Source organism: Sphingomonas sp. (assembly GCF_017744835.1).
Taxonomy (GTDB): domain Bacteria; phylum Pseudomonadota; class Alphaproteobacteria; order Sphingomonadales; family Sphingomonadaceae; genus Sphingomonas.
The window spans coordinates 641,934-660,530 of the sequence record NZ_JAGIAM010000003.1 but is presented as its reverse complement, the minus strand read 5'-3'; the positions used below and the strand labels follow the sequence as shown (position 1 = coordinate 660,530).

The following is an 18,597-nucleotide window of genomic DNA, read 5'->3' as shown; positions in this document are numbered from 1 at the left end:
TGTCCCCTCAACCGCTTGGCAGGCGCATGCGCAAGCCCCTATGTCTCGCGCCATGGCTTCTCCTGAAATCGAGGCGCTCACCCAGGCCCTGTCGCGCCTGCCCGGGCTCGGGCCGCGTTCGGCGCGGCGCGCGGTGCTCCACCTGCTCAAGAAGCGCGAGACGGCGCTCGATCCCCTGCTCTCCGCGCTGAGCGCAGTGAGCCGCAATCTCGCCACCTGCGGCACCTGCGGCAACGTCGACACCTCCAACCCCTGCGCGATCTGTGCCGACCCGCGTCGCGACGCGCGTTCGCTCTGCGTGGTCGAGGAAGTCGCCGATCTCTGGGCGCTCGAACGCTCGCGGCTCTTCCCCGGCCGCTTCCATGTGCTGGGCGGGCGGCTTTCGGCGCTCGAAGGCGTGCGGCCCGAGGATCTGCGCGTCGACAGCCTCGTCCGCCGCATCGCGGAGGGCGGGGTCGACGAAGTCGTGCTGGCGATGAACGCCACGCTCGAGGGTCAGACCACCGCTCACTATCTCGCCGAACGGCTCGAGGCCTATCCGGTCCGCATCACCCAACTCGCGCACGGGCTGCCAGTGGGCGGCGAGCTTGACTATCTGGATGAAGGTACCCTGGCGCAGGCGCTCCGCGCGCGGCGGCCGGTGGCCTGAGGATTTCTCACGCAAAGGCGCGAAGGCACAAGAGCGTTCGCGCAGAGCCGCGTCAGCGGCTGGAAAATGTGGAAGGGTCGATCGCTGCCGCTGTGTGGCGAACCCTCTGCGCCTCTGCGCGAACCAAATCTTCTTCGCGCCTTAGCACCTTTGCGTGAACCAAAAACCTCCACCCCAAGCTTGCGACAGCCGCCATCCGCGCCTATTTCGGCCCGATGGCCGTACTCCCGATTGTAGAAGTTCCTGATCCACGCCTGCGCCTCATCTCCGAACCGGTGGAGAAGGTGGATGACGAGTTGCGCGCGCTCATCGCCGACATGTTCGACACGATGTACGACGCGCCCGGCATCGGCCTCGCCGCTATCCAGGTCGGCGTGCCCAAGCGCGTGATCGTAATGGACCTTCAGGAAAAGGAAGACGAGGAAGGCAAGCCGATCCGCGAGCCGCGCGTCTTCATCAATCCCGAGATCCTCGATCCCGCCGACGAGCTGTCGGTCTATACCGAGGGCTGCCTGTCGATCCCCGAGCAGTTCGCCGACGTCGAACGTCCCGCGCGCTGCCGCGTCAAGTGGCTCGACGAGCAAGGTCAGGCGCATGACGAGGTTTTCGAGGGTCTACTCGCCACCTGCATCCAGCACGAGATGGATCACCTGCAGGGCATCGTCTTCATAGACCATCTCTCGCGCCTCAAACGCGACATGATCCTCAAGAAGTTGGCCAAGGCGCGCAAGACCGCGGCCTGATCAATCGGGGCAGGGGATCAGCCCCACCTCCCGGAAGGTCGGCGATTCGACCAGCATCGCGCGTGCGGATTCGGCGAAGCGGACCTTGATCACTTCGGTGGTGCGGTTGCCTTCGGCCAGGCATTGCGCGTGGATGTCGTAACCGCCGGAGACCTGCGTCACTCGGTCGAAGTCGCACGATACTTCGCCCGCGGTTGCCAGATGGCGCTCCTCGAAGCGCCAGGCGCCGTCCTTGCACAGCCCTTCGTTCGCCGCCCAGCGGCCGACATAGCGCGCCGCCGCGCCCTCGGGGGCGGCCGCCTCGACGTTGACCGGGTGCTGGTTCTCGAGCGGCGGCGGTTCCGGCGGCATGGCGGCACCGGGAGCGACATCACCCGCCTGCGACTGGGCGAGCCCATTGTCGAGTACGTTGCTCTCGGTCGCAGGCGAGCAGGCCGCGAGCGCCGCACCCGCGAGGAGCGCCACCCGCGCTCTCATCCAAACGTCTCCAGCGCCTTGCGGCAATCGCGCGCGCATTCGCGGCACATTTCGGCGCAGCGCCGGCAATGGTCGTGGTCGTGGCGCTCGCATTCCTCGGCGCAGATCTGGCACGCTTCGATGCACAGCCGGAGCGCCGACTGAGTCAGCGCTTCGTTCGTTCCGGTGCGCCGCGTCGCGACCTTGTAGAGCATGGTGCACACATCGGCGCAGTCGAGATCGGTGCGGATGCATTGGCGCATCTTCTCGACATGCGACTCGGCCAGGCACGCATCGGCGCAGCTCGTGCAGATGGCGGAGCAGAACATCGCGTGGCGCACTGCCAGCGCCAGCGGCTCGTTGGGGTTTCCGGCGACGTCCGGATGCGACTTGATCATCTCGGCGATGGACATGGACGCTCTCCCGATCGGCTTTTGCGGCCAACGGCCCGGCGTGGCGTCATGTTCCGCTTGCCCCCGAATCCTTCGCCTTATAGGTTCGCGGTCTGTTCTTGGAGGCGGCGGTGGAACCCCTTGCGATTGTGTTGATCCTCGTTGCGCTGCTCGGCGGGCTGGCCCTGGGCTGGGTGCTGGCGTCCCGCGGCGTGGCCGAGCTGCGCGTCGAGCGCGACCGCTATGCGAGTGACTTCAAGGCGGCGATCGCCGATCTTGTGGCAGTCGAGGAGCGGGCGAAGGACGTGCCAACGTTACGCGAAGAGGTCGCTCTACTTCGTGATGAGAGGGACATCGCGCGCCTTGAGTTGACTGCCGCTCGCGCCCGGGAAAATGCCTTCGAGGAGCGGCTCGCCGAGTTCAAGGGCGCGCGCGAAATGATGGCAGGTCAGTTCCGCGAGCTGGCGAGCACGATGCTCGGCGAGACGCAGAAAGTCTTTCTCGAGCGCGCCGAGGCCCGCTTCTCCCAGTCCGGCGAGCAGAACGAAGCCAAGCTCAAGGCGCTGCTCCAGCCGGTGGAATCCACGCTCAAGCGCTATGAGGAAGGCCTTCAGCGTGTCGAGAAGGAGCGCAACGACAGCTATGGCGTGCTGCGCGAGGCGATCACCGAAGTGAAAGCGCAGCTCGGCGAGACGCGCACCGAGACCGCCAAGCTCGTCAACGCGCTGCGTGCCGCCCCCAAGACGCGCGGCCGTTGGGGCGAGCAGCAGTTCCGCAACCTGATCGAGCTCGCCGGGCTCGACGGGCATGTCGATTTCGCGGCCGAAGTGTCGGTCGCGACGGAGGACGGGACGCTGCGCCCCGACTTCATCATTCGCCTGCCGGGGGACCAGCAGCTCATAGTCGATGTGAAGTGCGTGCTGGATGCCTATCTACAGGCGGCCGAATCCACCTCACACGAGGATCGCCAAGCAGCGCTCGCCGCGCATGCTCGCGCAGTCCGCAACCACGCCGAGGCGCTGTCGCGCAAGGCCTATTGGGCGCAGTTCGAAAAGGCCCCCGACTTCGTCATCATGTACATCCCCGGCGACAATTTCCTGTCGAGCGCGCTCGAAGTCGACATGGATCTCTGGGAGCGCGCTGCGCGCAACCGCGTGATCATCGCCGGCCCCTCGGCCTTCCTGCCGCTCGCGCGCACCGTCGCCTCGATGTGGCGCCAGCAGAAGCTCACCGAGGATGCGCGCGAGGTCGGCAAGCTCGGCAAGGAGATGTACGAGCGGCTCGCGACGGCGGCGACGCACCTGAAGCGCGTCGGCGGCGGCCTCAACAGCGCGGTCGAGAACTACAACAAGTTCGTCGCCAGCTTCGAAGGCCGCGTGCTGGTCTCCGCGCGGCGCTTCCAGGCGCTCAACGTCGATACGGGCAATGCCAGCCTCGACAGCATCGACAGCGTCGACGTCATCGCCAAGTCGCCGTCGGTCGAGCTTCTGCCCTCAGCCGAGACGCCGCCAGACGAGCCCGAAGTCGAAGCTGCGGAATAGCCTCGCGTACAAAGACATGAAACCGGAAAGCTGATAGCCTCCCTTATGACAAGGGGGTAGATCATGATTCGATTGGATTGTGCCGCGGCTCTGGCGCTGATCTTAGCAAGTCCCGCGCTCGCTCAGGACAAGCCCGATCCCGCGCAGGCGGCGCGCGACGCCAAGCTGCGTGAAGTGGTTCTGGCCGTCAGTGGCAAGCAGCCGCAGCAGGCAGTGTCGCTCGTCGATCCGCTGCTGGCGGAATATGAGAGCCTCTACGGCGGCGCCAAGACTCCCGTCTATTGCGACACCGAAGATGCCGAAACCGCGGCTTACAAGACGCTCCCCGGCGGTGCCGGCGCACGCGTCGTCGATGGCGGCTGGTGCATCGCGCTCTGGGCCAAGGGCTTTGCGATGATCGATCTCGAGCAGCTCGATGGCGCAGTGCCGTATCTCGAGCGGTCGGTGGCGCTATCGCCGCTCCACCCGCATTATCTCTCCGAGCTCGGCTACGCATATCAGGCGCAGAAGAAGTGGCAGGCGTCCTACGATCTCTATGCCCGCGCGGCAGAGGCCGCGAAGCGCGAGGTCGGCGAGCAGCAGAAGAAGTCGTTTCGACGCGCCTGGTTTGGCATGGGCTTCGACCTGATCGAGCTCGGGCGACTCGACGAGGCCGAGGCGCTGATGAAGAAATGCCTCGAGCTCAATCCGGACGATCCCAAGGTGAAGGGCGAGTTCGACTATATCAGCGAGCAACGCGCCAAGCAGAAGAAGAGCTGAGCGGCCGCTGACGCCCCGCGACCGGTGCGAGCACGATCGTCTGGCGGTTGGGCGCGGTCAGCACCAGCCGCCCATCGCGATTGCGGCTGACGGTCAGGCGCTGACCGAGCAGCTCGACCAGCTTCTGCTCTTGCTGATTCACTTGCGCCACGCAGGCGCGCCTGGTGGTAGCGAGCGGCCCCGCGATCAGCCGGCCGTTCTGGAAGCGGTAGCTGCCCCGAAAGCTGTTGCAGCCGGTGGTGCCGCTCAATGTCGTGGCGTCGAAGGCGGCGCGCGGGTTGGTGCCCGGCACCACATTGCGCCCGGCGATCGATCGGATCGCCCATTCGCCCTGCAGGAGCGAAGCGCCCTTCGCCGGTCGACCGGAGAGCACTGCGCCGCCGCATCCCTTGAAGCGGCGCCCGCCGACCTGCACCGATACCGTGTCATGATAGGTGTGGTCGCTCATCCCGTCGCTGCATTCGACATGAGTGATGTCGACCGTCATCGGGCGCGTGACGTAACGCTCGCCGTTAAAGCCGACGATCGGCCGCGGCCGCGAGACGCTTACTGCTCGGCCGTCGCTCGGCTGGAAGCGCATCGTGCTTCCGTCGATCGTCAGCGACCAGAAGGGCTCGGTGCCTCGCGCCTGGAAAGGCGAGGCGTCGGACTGCGCCTGAGCGGGCGGGGCAGCCAGCGCGATCAGGCTGGACGCAGCGAGTATGGCAAAGCGCATCGTACGGCTCCTCTCGCCCCTCGTTGCGCCTCGTCGGCTGAACCCTTGCTTAGCGGTCGATACGCCTGCTCAACGATGCAGCGCGGCGATCAGCACCTTCATATTCTCGATATAGGTGCCCGTCGAAATCCCGATCACCGGCTTGTCGGTGGTATAAGGCGAGGTGTCCGTGGCGTCACCGACATGCGCGCGGCTGTAGTCGCCCGGTGCCGGCGTGGCGGAGCCGTCGCCGGCATAAGGATGGCTCGTCGCGCGCAGTTCGGTTGGCCACCAGCCCTGTGCATTGAGCGAGCGTACCACCGCCTGGGGTGAGCGCTCACCCTCCGCCAGGTTGAGGTCAGACGTCCCCGAGATGTCCGCCAGGAAATAGCGCGGCAGCGGCTGTGCGGCGCCCGGACGCAGCGGCGAATCCTTGCTGATCTCGGCGGGATTGGAGGCCTTCAGCGTCTCATATTCGCGCCTGAGCGCCGGCACGTCGATCGCACGCGTCGAGCCATAGTGGGTGATCGTGTTGGCGGGATCGTAGTCGACATAATATTCGCCGTTCACCACGTTCGATCCGCGGCGATGGACGTAGAGCGGCTTGTTGGTGCCGATCTCGACGAAGGTCGGATAGGCCCTGCCGTTCTTCACCTGGTCCGCGGGCAGCTTCACCGATTCGAGCCAGTCGAGCGCCTCTGGGATGCGCGCCAGGAACTTGGTGTCGCCGGTGAGGCGATAGAAGCGCATCAGCTGGCGGATATTGGTGGCGGTAGTGTGCGTGACGAGCGCGGTCGGCTCATAGGTGCGGGCACCAACCGGCTTCAGGTCCAGCGTGTACTGCAGCCCCCATCCGGGCTGGGGCTGTCCCTGTTGCGTCACCAGGAAGACGTTCATCGCGCGGACGATCGCGTCGCGGACGCGCGCGTCACCGCCCAGCGCCTGATAGGCCATGATCAGGAAGTTGATGTTCTCGCCGGCGACATCGTCGTTGAAGGTGATGAAGCTGGTATAGTCGGGCTTGCCGTGATGCGAGAATTCACTCTTCAGCGGATAGCGCTGCGGCCAGCCGCCGATCGGATACTGGCTCTCCAGCACGAAGTTCAGCGCCTTCTTGAGCGCCGGCAGATATTTAGGGTCGTGCTTCTCGACATAGAGGCGCAGCAGGAACTGCATCGATTCCGAGGTGCCCGCGTCGTCGAAGGTCGCATTGCCCCAATAATGCTGGAATTCCTCCAGCCGCCACGCGTTCTTCCCGATCGTGTCGTACCAGCGCCGGGTGGAAGCCTCGCCGCCGAAATCGCCGAAGTAATGCCAGCCGCCATTGTCCTGCTGCACGGCGATCAGGGCGTTCGCGGTCTTCTCGGCCGCCTGGTAGTAATAATTGTCGCCGGTCGCGTGATAGGCATCAAGGAAAAGGTGGCCCATCGTTGCCGTGCCCGGCGGTTGGATCCAGATCATCGTGGGGTAGGCCTCCATCTCGCCCCAGCGACGCGACATGTCGGGCAGGTACGACCAGACATAGCCGCCGTTGGTCGAGGCCTTCTCGACCATGAAGCGAGTCGCCCGCTTCATGGTGTCCTCGATGCGGCGCTGGTCCGGTGCGGGAGCGGAAGTACGACCCGGGGCCGCGATTGCGACGCCGGGCACGGCGATACTCGCCACCGCCGCCGCCAGCCCAAAACGCACGATCTTCGAACCCCGCCAACCCATGCATCCACTCCTCGATTCTCTTTTCGGGGAGCGGCTTAGCAAAGCAAGGATGACACCGGTAGCATAAACAGCACGTTTAAACCGCGACAGATGCCGCGGCGCTCCTCATTCCGGAACGTCGAAACTGTCGAGAATCTTGGCACCCGCCATGAACACCGCGACCGGGCAGAGCAGGAACAGCATCCACCCGCCGATGCCGGGGAAGCGGTGCAGATAGTGCATGCCGCGCTCCACGGCTCCGGTGCCAAGGCCATAGATCACCAGATAGGCCTCGAACTTGTTCTTGATCGTGAAGAGGCGGCGCACGCGGTGGAACATGCCCGTAGTTAAGCAAGCTGCGGGCCAAGCCCGGATTTCCGCCGTTTCCGCGTTAACGGCTATGGTAAACTGTCAATTAATTCGACAACCCCGAGCGTCTGCAGCAGCGCAGCCCGTGCCATCTCGATGCGCGCGATCAACGCAGGGTCATTGATGTCGTCCGGCGCGATCACCTCGGGCCAATGCGCCTCGATCACCGCGGCGATCCTGTCCAGCTGGGCCTCGTCGACCAGGAAACGTGGATCGATCGTGGCCGGATCGGCGACCACGCGCAGCCGCAGGCAGGCGGGGCCGCCGCCATTAGCCATGGATTGGCGGACGTCGACCACTTCGATCCGGCGGATCGGACCGTTGCCGGCGACATGGTCCTGCAGCCATGCCCAGACGCTCGCCGTCTCGCGCGCTTCCTCTGGCACCACCAGCGCGTTCTCGCCCGAGCGGAGCGTCACCAGCTGGGCGTTGAACAGATAGGAAGCGATCGCGTCTTCCAGGCTCACCTGCGCCGCGGGCACCTCGACGATCTCGACCTCGGGCATCAGCCTGCGCAGGTCGGCGTAGAAGCGCTCCTTGTCGGCAAAGGCCTGTTCGTGCGCGAACAGCACCCTGCCGTTCGCCACAGCTACCACGTCATTGTGGAAGGCCCCGGCCGCGATCGCCGCCTCGGACTGCTGTACGAACAGAGTGCGGTCCGGATCGAGCCCGTGCATCCGCGCTACCGCACGGCTCGCCTCGATGTGCTGGCGGGCAGGGAAGGGGCCGCCCGTCACGCCATAGACGAAGATCTCCACGCCGGGGGCGCCGTGCGCCGGAGCGAGCCGCATGTGATTGGCGGCGCCTTCGTCGCCGAACGGCGCCGGCACGGGCTCGTGCACCGCGAAACAGTCCGCGGCGAAGGCCAGGCGGAGCTGCGCGAGCGTCTCGGGCCATTCGTGGCTGCGATGGGGCATCGTCACCAGATTGGCGACGGTCAGGTGGCAGCGCCCGTCGGCCGTGTCGGGCGCCGGCGAGACAGTCGCCGCATTCGCCGCCCACATCGCCGAGGCCGAGAGCGCCTGCGCCTGCAGGTGCCGCGGCGCCTCCGCGAAGCCGGTGCCGAGCCGTGCCACCCAGCGGTGGTCGGGCCGCGCGTGGGGCAACAATATCCCCTGCACCAGTCCAAGCCGCAGGTTGGCACGCATCTTGGCGACGCCCTGCAGCGCCGCGGCGCGGGGGTTGGAGGCGCGGCCCTGGTTGCGCGTCGCGGCCAGGTTGCCCGGGCTCAGCCCGGCATAATTGTGGCTGGGGCCGATGATCCCGTCGAAATTGATCTCGGTCAGCATCAGCGCTCCGCGTACACGATCTCGTCGCCGATCTTGATGTCGAGCAGCTTTGCCGTCGCGGCGTCGATCACGACGCCGTCGCCATTCGGCGACACCTTGCCATACCCGGTCCGGAAACTTTCCAGCCGGCCGGCAGCGACGATGGCGGAGCCGGTCGCGTCGCCGATCGCCAGCACGTATGAGACTTGCGAGTCCCGGATCGTCTTCACCTGGTCCGTGCGCGCGGTCATGGTCGGGCCGCCGTCGAAGATGTCGATATAGTTCTCGAAGGCGAAGCCCTCGGCCTCGAGCATCCGCATCGCCGCGCGGCCCGAGGGGTGGGGCAGGCCGATCACTGCGCGCGCGCTCTCGGAGAGCATTGCGGTGTAGATCGGGTGCTTGGGCATCAGGTCGGCGATGAACTGGTTGCCGTGGGTGGCATTGAATTCGTCGGCCTGCTGGAAGTTCATTCCGAAGAAGCGTCCGGCGACGCCGTCCCAGAAGGGCGATCCGCCCGCCTCGTCGATCACGCCGCGCAGTTCGGCGAGCACGCGCTCGGCGAAGCGCGGACGGTGGCGCCGGATGAACAGGTAACGGCTGCGCGCGAGCAGCATGCCCAGCCCTCCGGCGCGCTCCGACGGATGCAGGAACAGCCCGCCGACTTCGCTGCAGCCCTCCAGGTCGTTGACCAGGCTCAGTATCTCCGCGCGGAAGGTGCGCTCGAGCTCGCGGCTGTGCTTGGTCACCGTGCCGATGCGATAGCTGTAGAAGGGCCATGTCTGGCCCACGCGCGTGAAGATCTGGCAGGTGCCGCGCACCTCGCCGGTGTCCGCATTCTCCAGGATGAGCACGAACAGGTCGTCGACCAGCTCGTCGTTCGTGTCGCGCGCGAAGGCGGCGTGGCTGCGCACCAGCTTGGCGCGCAGGGCGTCCTTTTCTGGCGGCAGGTTGGTGAAGCCGCCGCCGGTGAGCTTGGCCATTTCGTAGAGCGGCTGCAGGTCCTCGTCGCGCGCGGCGCGGATGCGGAAGCTCACAGGCGCCCCCGTTCGGCGAGCCTGAGGATCGTGAGCGCTGAGAGCGCGGCGCGTTCGGGAAGCGATTCCGGGATCAGATATTCCTCCGACGAATGAATGGCGCCGCCCCGGGCGCCCATGGTGTCGACGACGGGCACGCCGCACGCCGCGATATTGTTGCCGTCGCACACGCCGCCCGTGTCGCGCCGCCCGATGGCGAGCCCCAGGTCCGCGCCCGCGTCGCCGACGAGCGCGAACAGGCGCTCGGCGCCCGCGTCGATCGGCTTGGGCGGGCGATTGAAACTGCCGTGGACCTCCACCTGCACTTCGTGTGACGTCATGACGGCAGCTGCTGCAGCCTCCAGCGCCGCGCGCGCCGCGTCGATCGCGTGCTGATCCCTGGGGCGAAAGTTGACGCGCAGCACCGCCATCTCGGGCACGACATTGTTGGGTCCGCCGCCGTCGATCCGCGCCGGATTGACCGCGAGTCCCGGCGCCTTGGCCCGCGCCAGCCGCACCGCCAGGTCGGCCGCTGCGACCAGCGCGTTGCGTCCCTCCTCGGGATTGCGCCCGGCATGCGCGCTGCGCCCGCGCACCAGCAGCGAGAAATTGCCGGTGCCCCCACGCGCCCCCGCCAGCGTCCCGTCCGGCAGCGCGGGCTCATAGGTCAGCGCCGCCAGCTTGGCGCGCGCCGCCCGCTCGATCAGGCCGCGGGAGGAAAGCGAGCCGGTTTCCTCGTCCGAATTGATCAGGACTTCATATCCGATGCGAAGTGCGAGCGGGCTCGCCTCGACGGCCTCGAGCGCTGCCAGCATCAGCGCCAGCCCGCCCTTCATGTCCGCCGCGCCGGGCGCATTGTAGCTGCCGTCGTCGCGCCAGCGGCCGGCCTGAAAAGGATGGTCAGCGGGGTACACGGTGTCCATATGCCCGGTGAGCAGCAGCTGCACCGGCGCCTCGGCCCGCACCTTGAGGTGGAGATGCCGTCCGTGGCCGATCGCCTCGACTCGTCCGTCGGCGGTCACCGCTTCCACGGGCTCGGGTTCGACCAGCGCCAGCGCCCCCGGCAGCACCGAAAACGCGTCCGCCAGCGTGTCCGCCATCTGCGCGAGCCCGACAAGGTTGCGCGTCCCGCTGTTGATCGCCACCCATTGCTCGGTCCGTGAGAGCATCGGCGCGGCCCTGACATGGTCCACCGCGGCGCGCTCGTCTCGGGTCAGCTCGGTCATTACGAATGGGTAGCGACAAAGCGCGCCGGGTTGAACCCCGCCTGCCGAATGCGCCTATAGCCGGGGGTTCTGGGGCTTAGGTTGTATCGACATTCATCTCCCTTTCCTTTCAGGGAGGGGAGCGCGTTACGCTATCGCGCCGCCCCGCGCATCCTGCGCGGCCAAAGGTCACACCAGGGTCACACTATCGCGGCGGTTCGGGCGGGCCTGACCATCGGCCGATCCGGCGGGGCGATGCCGGAAGTCGACACGGCGGAAGTGGACAAAGTGGACACCCCAACGCGGGCGCATGCGCGTGCGTACGTGCCCGCGCGTGTGCGTGTGCGTGTGCGCGCGAGACGCCGATTATATTCAGATTGAGAAAGAGCGTTCCCGTTATGTTTCAGGCCAAATCCAATTTTGCAAGCGGCAATATCGTGCTCCGGGGGCCTGGGTTGTCTCGACATTCATCTCCCCGCCATTTCAGGGGGAGAGCGCGTTAGGCCGAATTTCGATACGCTCTAGAAATCCACCACCAGCGCCGCGCGGCTGGTCGTGTCGGTGTTCTTGCGGCCGACCGGCGGCAGGCTCTCGTACTGGAGCGTGTAGGAGAATTGCGCCGACAGCGGCCCGATCAGCTTCGCGAGCAGTGCGGACTTGCTCGCCACGGTCGAGTTGGCGTCCTGCAGATAGGCGGAGGCGTTCTGCCGCACGGTGATCCCGCGGCTCAGCTTCCAATCGAGGTCCACCGATCCGCGCGCGGCCAGGTTGCTCTCGGTCTTGCTGTCGATGAAGCGCGTGAGGCGGTACGCCGGCCCCAGTTCGACGTCGAGCTTCACACTCGGCGTCTTGATCGCGCTGTATCCGGTGCCGGTCGAGACCGAGACGCGGTCGTGGAAGCCCGAGAAGCGGTCGCTCTCATATTGCGCCGCGCCGTAGAGGTAGGCGCGGTCGTCGAACTTCCAGTTGGGCTCGTAGGCGGCGAGATAGCGCTCGCGCGTAGCCACGCCCAGGCTCTCCTGGTAATCGGCCTGCAGCCGCAGCTTGTGGCGCCATTCCAGCGCCTCGCGCTTCACTTCCACCGTCGCGGTCAGCCCGACATTCTCGGTATTGCCGCTGCTGACATAGCCGCCCACTTCGGCGCGGCCCTTCACCAGATCGAGGAAATCGGCCTCGCGCAGCTTCTCCTGCGCCCGTGCCATTCGGTCGTTGCGCCAGTTCTGCGCGATCTTCTGGACGAGCGGGGCGCTCTCCGGATCGGCCGCCTTGGCATATTTGACGATGACCGAGACGTCGCCCTCGCTGCCCGACGCCATGGCCGAATCGAGCATCGCCTTTATGGCGGGAGGGATCGCCGGCTCCGGATCGGTGTTCGCGGCGAGCAGCGGCAGGGCAAGGAGCAAGGCACGCATGGGGCGGGCCTTAACCAGAGCAATGCGGCGTGAAAAGGGCAGCAGACGTAGCGGAAGCGTCAGGCTTTTTCCGCACGGCCGAGGGCGTCGGCGAAAATATCGAGGATCTGCCGATAGAGATCGCGCTTGAACGGCACGATCAGCTCGGGAAGCTCGGAGGGCTCCACCCAGCGCCAAGCGCGGAACTCGGGCTCGGCGGTCTGGATGTTGACGTCATCGTTCTGCCCCAGGAAGCGGAAGAGGAACCAGCGCTGCCGCTGGCCGCGCCACTTGCCCTTCCACACCGTGCCGATCAGGTCGTCGGGCAGGTCGTAGCTCAGCTCGTCGGGCGCCTCGGCCACCAGCTCGACATGCTCGCGCGCGACGCCGGTCTCTTCCCACAGCTCGCGATAGGCAGCGTCGAGCGGCGCCTCGCCCGGATCGATCCCGCCCTGGGGCATCTGCCAGGCCTCGAGCTTCGAATCGAGCCGCTGGCCCACGAAGACGCGGCCGTCGCGGTTGACCAGCATCACGCCGGCACAGGGGCGATAGGGAAGGTGGGAGAAGTCGGTCATGCAGTTTCCGTAGCTTGCGCACCCGATACTGTCACGCCGGCCCGGGCATCTGCATTGCGGAAAGCCCGCATTGCAAAGACGGTGTCATTTTCTACCTTGGGATAGGCGCATGTGGGGCGTAGAGCGCTCTGCACGAACGAAAACCGCAGGAATATCGTTACAATGGCAACTGCCGCCCATGAGGTCACGCCGAGCGAGGCGTCGGCCCACCCCCAGCCTGAAGCTATCGTCGTCCGGTTCGCGGGCGATTCAGGCGATGGCATGCAGCTCACCGGGGGGCAGTTCACGCTGTCGACCGCACTCGCGGGCAATGACCTCGCGACCTTCCCCGATTTCCCCGCCGAGATCCGCGCGCCGCAGGGCACGTTGTTCGGCGTCTCGGCCTTCCAGATCAACTTCGGCTCGGCGCAGATCGACACTGCGGGCGACCAGCCCGACGTGCTGATCGCGATGAACCCGGCCGCGCTCAAGGTGAACGTCGAGTCGCTCAAGCCCGGCGGACTCATCATCGCGGACGAAGGCGAGTTCACCCAGCGCAACCTCGACAAGGCCAAGTATACGGCCAACCCGCTCGAGGACGGCAGTCTAGCCAAGTGGCAGCTGCTCAAGCTCAACATCTCGCAGCTGACCCTCGACGCCGTGAAGCCCTTCGGGCTCGGCAACAAGGAAGCGCTGCGCTGCAAGAACATGTGGACGCTGGGCCTCGCGCTCTGGATGTTCGATCGTGAGCGCGGTCCGCTGGTCGACTGGCTCAAGGCCAAGTTCGCCAAGGCGCCCGAGCTGGCCGAGGCCAACATCGCCGCATTGAACGCCGGCCACGCCTATGGCGAGACCGCAGAGCTCGGCGCGATGGGGATCAACAAGCACAGCGTCGCCGCTGCGCCGGTCGAGCCCGGTCTCTACCGCACCGTGACGGGTGCCGATGCGATCTCGCTCGGCCTGGTCGCGGGCGCGCAGCTCGCCGACCTGCCGATGTTCTTCGGCGGCTACCCGATCACCCCGGCCTCGGCGATCCTCCACGCGCTGTCGCGCTTCAAGGAATATCGCGTCACCACTTTCCAGGCGGAGGATGAGATCGCCGCGGTCGCTTCCGCGCTCGGCTCTTCCTATGCCGGCAGCCTCGGCGTCACCTGCTCCTCGGGCCCCGGCATCGCGCTCAAGGGCGAGGCGATCGGCCTCGCGATCATGACCGAGCTGCCGCTCGTCATCGTCAATGCCCAGCGCGGCGGCCCTTCGACCGGTCTGCCGACCAAGACCGAGCAGTCCGACCTCTACCAGGCGGTCTATGGTCGCAACGGCGACGCGCCGCTGCCGGTGATCGCCGCGCGCTCGGCCGCCGACTGCTTCGACTGCGCGATCGAAGCGGTGCGCATTGCCACCCAGTATATGACCCCGGTGATGCTGCTCACCGACGGCTATCTCCAGAATGCTGCCGAGCCCTGGAAGGTGCCGGACATGAGCAGCTACAAGCCCTTCCCGGTGAAGCACCATACCGAAGTGCCCGCCGAGGGCGAGAAGTTCCTGCCCTATGCCCGCAACGAGCGCGGCGCGCGTCCCTGGGTGAAGCCGGGCACGCCCGGTCTGCTCCACCGCATCGGTGGCATCGAGAAGGCGGCGGGCACCGGCAACATCGACTATTCGCCCTCGAACCACCAGCTGATGACCGACACGCGCCGCGACAAGGTGCTCGGCATCGACGTGCCCGACCAGCAGGTCGAGCAGGGCCAAGCCGGCGGCAAGCTGGTCGTGGTCGGTTGGGGCTCGACCTATGGGCCGATCGCCCAGGCGGTCCGCCGCGCGCGCCGCAACGGGCTCGACGTCAGCCATGTCCATCTCCGTCACATCTGGCCGACGCCCAAAAATCTCGGTGATCTGCTCAAGAGTTACGAGAACATCCTCGTGCCGGAAATGAACACCGGCCAGCTCAAGACGCTGTTGCGCGACCAGTTCCTGGTGGACACCAAGTCGCTCACCAAGGTCTCGGGCCAGCCCTTCCGCATCGCGGAGATCGAGGCAGCCATCAGCGCCTTCTTCGACAATATCCCGGACAACGAAGGCGGCGAACTCCCGCCCGACAACAGCCAGTTGCCGAGCCCCGAAGCGGTCAACCCGTAAGCGCAGGGCCGAAGGACAGAAGAATGAACGAGATCACCACCATCCGCCCCTCGACGCCCAAGGATTGGGAGACCGATCAGGAGGTCCGCTGGTGCCCGGGCTGCGGCGACTATGCGATCCTCAAGGCGGTGCAGCGCACCATGCCCGAGATCGGCGCCACGCCCGAAAACACCGTGTTCGTCAGCGGCATCGGCTGCTCGAGCCGCTTTCCCTATTATATGGAGACCTATGGCTTCCACACCATCCACGGCCGCGCGCCGGCGGTGGCGACGGGAGTCAAGCTCGCCAATCCGGACCTCGACGTGTGGATCATCACCGGTGACGGCGACGCGCTGTCGATCGGCGGCAACCACACGATGCACCTGCTGCGCCGGAACCTGAACTGCCAGGTGCTGCTGTTCAACAACGAGATCTACGGCCTCACCAAGGGGCAATATTCGCCGACCAGCCGCGAAGGCACGCGCTCGCCCTCGACGCCGTTCGGCTCGGTCGACCACCCCGCCAAGCCCTGCGCGTTCGCGCTCGGCAGCGGCGCGCGCTTCGTCGCGCGCGGGATCGACGTGCACAAGAATCTGCCCTCGGTTCTCAAGGCCGCGCATGCGCACCAGGGCGCGGCGTTCGTCGAGATCTTCCAGAACTGCATCGTCTATAACGACGAAGTGTTCGAGCCCTTCGCTGCCAAGCCCAATGCGGCGCTCAACCAGCTCTGGGTCGAGAACGGCAAGCCGTTGCTCTTCGCCGGCGGCACCAAGGGCATCGCGCTCGACACCAGGTCGCTGACGCTCAAGGTCGTCGACGTGACCGACGGCGATTGGGAAGGTGCAGGCGTGCTGGTCCACGACCACACCAACCGCACCATCGCGCACCTGCTCGTCGAAATGCCCTTCGGCCCGTTCCCCATGGCGCTCGGGGTGATCTACGACGATCCCGCTCCGACCTTCGAGAGCGCCGTCGTGGAGCAAAACAAGGCCGCGAGCGAGGGCAAGGCCCCCGACCTGCAGAAGCTGGTCGCCAAGGGCCAGACCTGGATGGTCGACAAGGCGCCGCACGCGATTTGAGTTGATCCCTCCGGGATATCCGTTCGTCCCCTCGACCTTGTGCCGGGGTCCACGGGTCGGCGGGACCATGCCGTTGCGGTTCTTGCCTGAACGCGGCAGCATTTCGCACGTCGCGGACCTTCCGGAAGTGGAGCCACTGCCGGCATGACTGTGGCATGGACCCCTGCACAAGGCCGGGGTGACGAAGTGGGTAGCGCTACAGAATCGCTTGCTCCCTCGCGATAACGGTGCATGAAAGCGCGCGATGAACGCGCCGACGCGGGAACAGGAAGGGGGGCAGAGGGCACGCGCAGGCGGCCTGCTGAACCTGTTCGCGCCCGTCTTCCATCGCCAGCTCGATCGCCTCGATCGCGGCATCGTCGAAGGTGGCCTCGAGCTGACCCTGCCGGGCGGCGCCACGCGGATGCTCGGCGGCCGCGCACCCGGTCCGGCGGCGGTGGTCGATCTCCGGAGCTGGCGTGCGCTGCTCCGCCTGGCGCTCGGCGGCTCGGCGGGATGGTACGAGGCCTGGGCGGCCGGCGAATGGGCGAGCCCCGATCCGGTCCAGCTCTTCGCACTGTTCAGCCGCAATCGCGCCGGCCTCGCCGCGCAGTCGCGCGCGCACGGCGTCTCGCTCTGGCCGCGCAAGATCGCGCACTGGCTGCACCGCAACAGCCGCGCTGGCTCGCGCCGCAACATCCATTTCCACTACGATCTGGGCAACGACTTCTATCGGCTCTGGCTCGATCCGGGCATGACCTATTCGAGCGCGCTCTTCGCCGACGCCGCCCAGTCGCTCGAAGCCGCGCAGGCCGCCAAGCTCCAGGCGATGCTCGACCGCACCGCGACTGGCCCGCGCGACGAGATCCTCGAGATCGGCTGCGGCTGGGGCAGCTTCGCCGAGCTTGCGCTGCGCGCAGGCCGTCGCATCCACGGCATCACGCTCTCGACCGAGCAAAAGGCCTGGGCCGAGGCGCGGACGCAGGGGCTGGAGGGCGCACGTTTCAGCCTCACCGACTATCGCGACGTCACCGACAGCTATGATGCCGTGGTCAGCATCGAAATGGCCGAGGCCGTCGGCCGCGCATATTGGCCCGCCTATATCGCCGCGATCGCCCGCGCGCTGAAGCCAGGCGGCCGTGCCGCGCTTCAGGTCATCAGCTTCGATGATGCGATGTTCGAAGGCTATGCCGCGAACGTCGACTTCATCCAGACCTATGTCTTCCCCGGGGGCCTGCTGGTTTCCGAGCGCGCCTTCCGCGAACTCGCGGAGGCCAATGGCATGGCGTGGCGCGACGAGGCGCGTTTCGGCGCCAGCTATGCCGAGACGCTGCGCCGCTGGCGCGAGGCTTTCGATACGGCGGCGGAGGCGGGATTGCTTCCGGCACAATTCGACCGCAAGTTCATCGACTTGTGGCGTTATTATCTGATGTATTGCGAAGGCGGATTCCGCGGGGGCGGTATCGACGTGCTGCAAGTGACGCTGGTGAAGGGGGAACGGGGATGACCAAGGCTTGGCTGTTGGCGGGCGCGCTCGCGCTCGGGGCGTTCGCGGGGAATGGCGCGGCGGCGCAGGCGGTCGACTCGCCCGAGGTCCAAATAAACCCGAACGATACCAGCGGCCTCCGCAAGGTCGGCGCCGAGGTGCTGTTCTGGAGCCAGGCGCAGCGCGACGCCAATTTCCCGCACATGGAGAAGATCTTCCCCGGCCATATCGTCAAGGCCGGCGGCAAGGTCCGCGCGCTGCCCGCTGGGAAGCCGCTTCCGGTCGACGCGGCCGCGCTAGACGCCTTCATCGCCGCGCAGAACGTCGCCGGGCTGATCGTCGTGCAGGACGGCAAGGTCCGCCTCGAACGCTATGCCCGCGGCTATGGGCCGGAGGGGCGCTGGACCAGCTTCTCGGTCGCCAAGTCCTTCACTTCCAGTCTCGTGGGAGCGGCGATCAAGGACGGCTACATCAAGTCGCTCACCGATCCGGTCACTCGCTACATCCCCGAGCTCGCCGGCAGCGGCTATGACGGCGTCACCGTCGAGCAGCTCCTCACCATGACCTCGGGGGTCAAGTGGAACGAGGATTATACCGACGCGAAGTCGGACGTGGCGCGCATGTTCCTCGAACCCGTGCCTGCGGGTCAGGACCCCACGGTCTTCTATATGAAGAAGCTGCCCCGCGAATCGGCGCCGGGCACCAAGTGGGTCTACAAGACCGGCGAGACCAACCTGATCGGCGTGCTGGTGATGCGCGCCACGAAGAAGCCGCTCGCCACCTATCTCGGCGAGAAGATCTGGCAGCCCTATGGCATGGAGCGCGACGCCTTCTGGATGGTCGATCCCGCCGGGCACGAAGTGAGCGGTTGCTGCCTGTCGGTTTCGCTGCGCGACTATGCCCGCATGGGCCAGTTCGCGCTCGAGGGCGGGGCAGGGGTGGTGCCTGCCGACTGGTTCCGTAACGCCACGCGCCCGCACGCCGAGGTCGGCCAACCCGGCTTCGGCTACGGCTACCAGTGGTGGACCTACCCGCAGGGCCGTTTCGGCGCCTCGGGCATCTTTGGCCAGACCATCCGCGTCGACCCGAAGACGCGCACGGTGATCGCGATCTCCAGCGCGCTTCCCAAGGCGACCGACCCCGAGCTCAGCCGCGCGCGCACGGCGTTCATCGATACGCTGTTCGAGGCAGCGGCGCGCTAGGCCGCCGGCG

18 protein-coding genes are annotated in these 18,597 nt (G+C 66.7%); 8 read left to right on the top strand and 10 right to left on the bottom strand.

Translation table 11 applies throughout. From position 1 onward, the window contains the following. The first annotated feature begins 52 nt into the window (after positions 1–52). Positions 53–649, top strand: a complete 597-nt coding sequence (recR, locus tag J7500_RS11000) for a recombination mediator RecR (RefSeq protein ID WP_294061750.1) — start codon at positions 53–55, stop codon at positions 647–649. 215 nt (positions 650–864) lie between these two features. Next, positions 865–1,392, top strand: coding sequence for a peptide deformylase (gene def, locus J7500_RS10995; RefSeq protein WP_294061749.1), 528 nt, complete (start codon positions 865–867; stop codon positions 1,390–1,392). Here the strand turns inward: def and J7500_RS10990 are convergent, their stop codons facing one another. Next, positions 1,393–1,869, bottom strand: a complete 477-nt coding sequence (locus J7500_RS10990) for a hypothetical protein (protein ID WP_294061748.1) — start codon at positions 1,867–1,869, stop codon at positions 1,393–1,395. After that, the gene (locus J7500_RS10985; RefSeq protein ID WP_294061747.1) at positions 1,866–2,261 is read right to left on the bottom strand and encodes a four-helix bundle copper-binding protein; all 396 of its coding nucleotides are present in this window, start codon (positions 2,259–2,261) and stop codon (positions 1,866–1,868) included. Before J7500_RS10985 ends, J7500_RS10990 begins: the two co-directional genes overlap by 4 nt. 110 nt (positions 2,262–2,371) lie before the next feature. Here J7500_RS10985 and J7500_RS10980 point away from each other — a divergent pair, with 110 nt between their 5' ends. After that, entirely contained in the window at positions 2,372–3,781 is a 1,410-nt protein-coding gene (locus J7500_RS10980) for a DNA recombination protein RmuC (protein WP_294061746.1), read from the top strand. A gap of 63 nt (positions 3,782–3,844) precedes the next feature. Beyond that, positions 3,845–4,540: a tetratricopeptide repeat protein gene (locus J7500_RS10975; RefSeq protein WP_294061745.1), complete on the top strand. Its 696-nt coding sequence runs from the start codon at positions 3,845–3,847 to the stop codon at positions 4,538–4,540. On the opposite strand, the gene J7500_RS10970 is transcribed toward J7500_RS10975, so the two are convergent. From J7500_RS10970 to J7500_RS10935, 8 genes are all read right to left on the bottom strand, one after another. Then, positions 4,506–5,255 carry an META domain-containing protein gene (locus J7500_RS10970; RefSeq protein WP_294061744.1) on the bottom strand — a complete coding sequence of 250 codons (750 nt, stop codon included), beginning with the start codon at positions 5,253–5,255 and terminating at the stop codon, positions 4,506–4,508. The genes J7500_RS10975 and J7500_RS10970 overlap by 35 nt on opposite strands. A 69-nt stretch (positions 5,256–5,324) precedes the next feature. Beyond that, complete coding sequence (locus J7500_RS10965; protein WP_294061743.1) at positions 5,325–6,947, bottom strand: pectate lyase; 1,623 nt, start codon at positions 6,945–6,947, stop codon at positions 5,325–5,327. A gap of 105 nt (positions 6,948–7,052) precedes the next feature. Then, a complete protein-coding gene (locus tag J7500_RS10960) occupies positions 7,053–7,265 on the bottom strand; it encodes a hypothetical protein (RefSeq protein WP_294061742.1) in 213 nt (70 codons plus the stop codon). Between the two features lie 59 nt (positions 7,266–7,324). Then, positions 7,325–8,587 (bottom strand): N-succinylarginine dihydrolase, encoded by a 1,263-nt coding sequence (locus tag J7500_RS10955; protein ID WP_294062162.1) that lies wholly within the window; start codon positions 8,585–8,587, stop codon positions 7,325–7,327. Next, the gene (locus J7500_RS10950) at positions 8,584–9,597 is read right to left on the bottom strand and encodes an arginine N-succinyltransferase (RefSeq protein ID WP_294061741.1); all 1,014 of its coding nucleotides are present in this window, start codon (positions 9,595–9,597) and stop codon (positions 8,584–8,586) included. The genes J7500_RS10955 and J7500_RS10950 overlap by 4 nt, the downstream gene beginning before the upstream one ends. After that, the gene (locus J7500_RS10945; protein ID WP_294061740.1) at positions 9,594–10,802 is read right to left on the bottom strand and encodes a hydrolase; all 1,209 of its coding nucleotides are present in this window, start codon (positions 10,800–10,802) and stop codon (positions 9,594–9,596) included. The genes J7500_RS10950 and J7500_RS10945 overlap by 4 nt, the downstream gene beginning before the upstream one ends. Before the next feature lie 500 nt (positions 10,803–11,302). Continuing rightward, a complete protein-coding gene (locus J7500_RS10940; protein ID WP_294061739.1) occupies positions 11,303–12,193 on the bottom strand; it encodes a YdiY family protein in 891 nt (296 codons plus the stop codon). 59 nt (positions 12,194–12,252) lie between these two features. After that, complete coding sequence (locus J7500_RS10935) at positions 12,253–12,747, bottom strand: RNA pyrophosphohydrolase (RefSeq protein ID WP_294061738.1); 495 nt, start codon at positions 12,745–12,747, stop codon at positions 12,253–12,255. 162 nt (positions 12,748–12,909) lie between these two features. Between J7500_RS10935 and J7500_RS10930 the strand changes: the two genes are divergently transcribed. The 4 genes from J7500_RS10930 (at position 12,910) to J7500_RS10915 (ending at position 18,587) form a co-directional block, all read left to right on the top strand. Further along, a complete protein-coding gene (locus J7500_RS10930) occupies positions 12,910–14,862 on the top strand; it encodes a 2-oxoacid:acceptor oxidoreductase subunit alpha (protein WP_294061737.1) in 1,953 nt (650 codons plus the stop codon). Between the two features lie 23 nt (positions 14,863–14,885). Continuing rightward, positions 14,886–15,920 (top strand): 2-oxoacid:ferredoxin oxidoreductase subunit beta, encoded by a 1,035-nt coding sequence (locus tag J7500_RS10925; protein WP_294061736.1) that lies wholly within the window; start codon positions 14,886–14,888, stop codon positions 15,918–15,920. 244 nt (positions 15,921–16,164) lie between these two features. Continuing rightward, positions 16,165–17,406: a cyclopropane-fatty-acyl-phospholipid synthase family protein gene (locus tag J7500_RS10920; protein WP_294061735.1), complete on the top strand. Its 1,242-nt coding sequence runs from the start codon at positions 16,165–16,167 to the stop codon at positions 17,404–17,406. Next, on the top strand, positions 17,403–18,587 hold the full coding sequence (locus tag J7500_RS10915; protein ID WP_294061734.1) for a serine hydrolase: 1,185 nt from the start codon (positions 17,403–17,405) through the stop codon (positions 18,585–18,587). The genes J7500_RS10920 and J7500_RS10915 overlap by 4 nt, the downstream gene beginning before the upstream one ends. The last annotated feature ends 10 nt before the right edge of the window (positions 18,588–18,597 follow it).

Excerpts from the sequence above, each read along its gene's own strand:
- recR (WP_294061750.1), top strand. The coding sequence starts at position 53 with ATGGCTTCTCCTGAAATCGAGGCGCTCACCCAGGCCCTGTCGCGCCTG.
- J7500_RS10935 (WP_294061738.1), bottom strand. The coding sequence starts at position 12,747 with ATGACCGACTTCTCCCACCTTCCCTATCGCCCCTGTGCCGGCGTGATG.
- J7500_RS10920 (WP_294061735.1), top strand. The coding sequence starts at position 16,165 with ATGAACGCGCCGACGCGGGAACAGGAAGGGGGGCAGAGGGCACGCGCA.
- J7500_RS10940 (WP_294061739.1), bottom strand. The coding sequence starts at position 12,193 with ATGCGTGCCTTGCTCCTTGCCCTGCCGCTGCTCGCCGCGAACACCGAT.
- J7500_RS10925 (WP_294061736.1), top strand. The coding sequence starts at position 14,886 with ATGAACGAGATCACCACCATCCGCCCCTCGACGCCCAAGGATTGGGAG.
- J7500_RS10970 (WP_294061744.1), bottom strand. The coding sequence starts at position 5,255 with ATGCGCTTTGCCATACTCGCTGCGTCCAGCCTGATCGCGCTGGCTGCC.
- J7500_RS10960 (WP_294061742.1), bottom strand. The coding sequence starts at position 7,265 with ATGTTCCACCGCGTGCGCCGCCTCTTCACGATCAAGAACAAGTTCGAG.
- J7500_RS10945 (WP_294061740.1), bottom strand. The coding sequence starts at position 10,802 with ATGACCGAGCTGACCCGAGACGAGCGCGCCGCGGTGGACCATGTCAGG.
- J7500_RS10930 (WP_294061737.1), top strand. The coding sequence starts at position 12,910 with ATGGCAACTGCCGCCCATGAGGTCACGCCGAGCGAGGCGTCGGCCCAC.
- J7500_RS10915 (WP_294061734.1), top strand. The coding sequence starts at position 17,403 with ATGACCAAGGCTTGGCTGTTGGCGGGCGCGCTCGCGCTCGGGGCGTTC.
- J7500_RS10990 (WP_294061748.1), bottom strand. The coding sequence starts at position 1,869 with ATGAGAGCGCGGGTGGCGCTCCTCGCGGGTGCGGCGCTCGCGGCCTGC.
- J7500_RS10965 (WP_294061743.1), bottom strand. The coding sequence starts at position 6,947 with ATGGGTTGGCGGGGTTCGAAGATCGTGCGTTTTGGGCTGGCGGCGGCG.
- J7500_RS10985 (WP_294061747.1), bottom strand. The coding sequence starts at position 2,261 with ATGTCCATCGCCGAGATGATCAAGTCGCATCCGGACGTCGCCGGAAAC.
- def (WP_294061749.1), top strand. The coding sequence starts at position 865 with ATGGCCGTACTCCCGATTGTAGAAGTTCCTGATCCACGCCTGCGCCTC.
- J7500_RS10975 (WP_294061745.1), top strand. The coding sequence starts at position 3,845 with ATGATTCGATTGGATTGTGCCGCGGCTCTGGCGCTGATCTTAGCAAGT.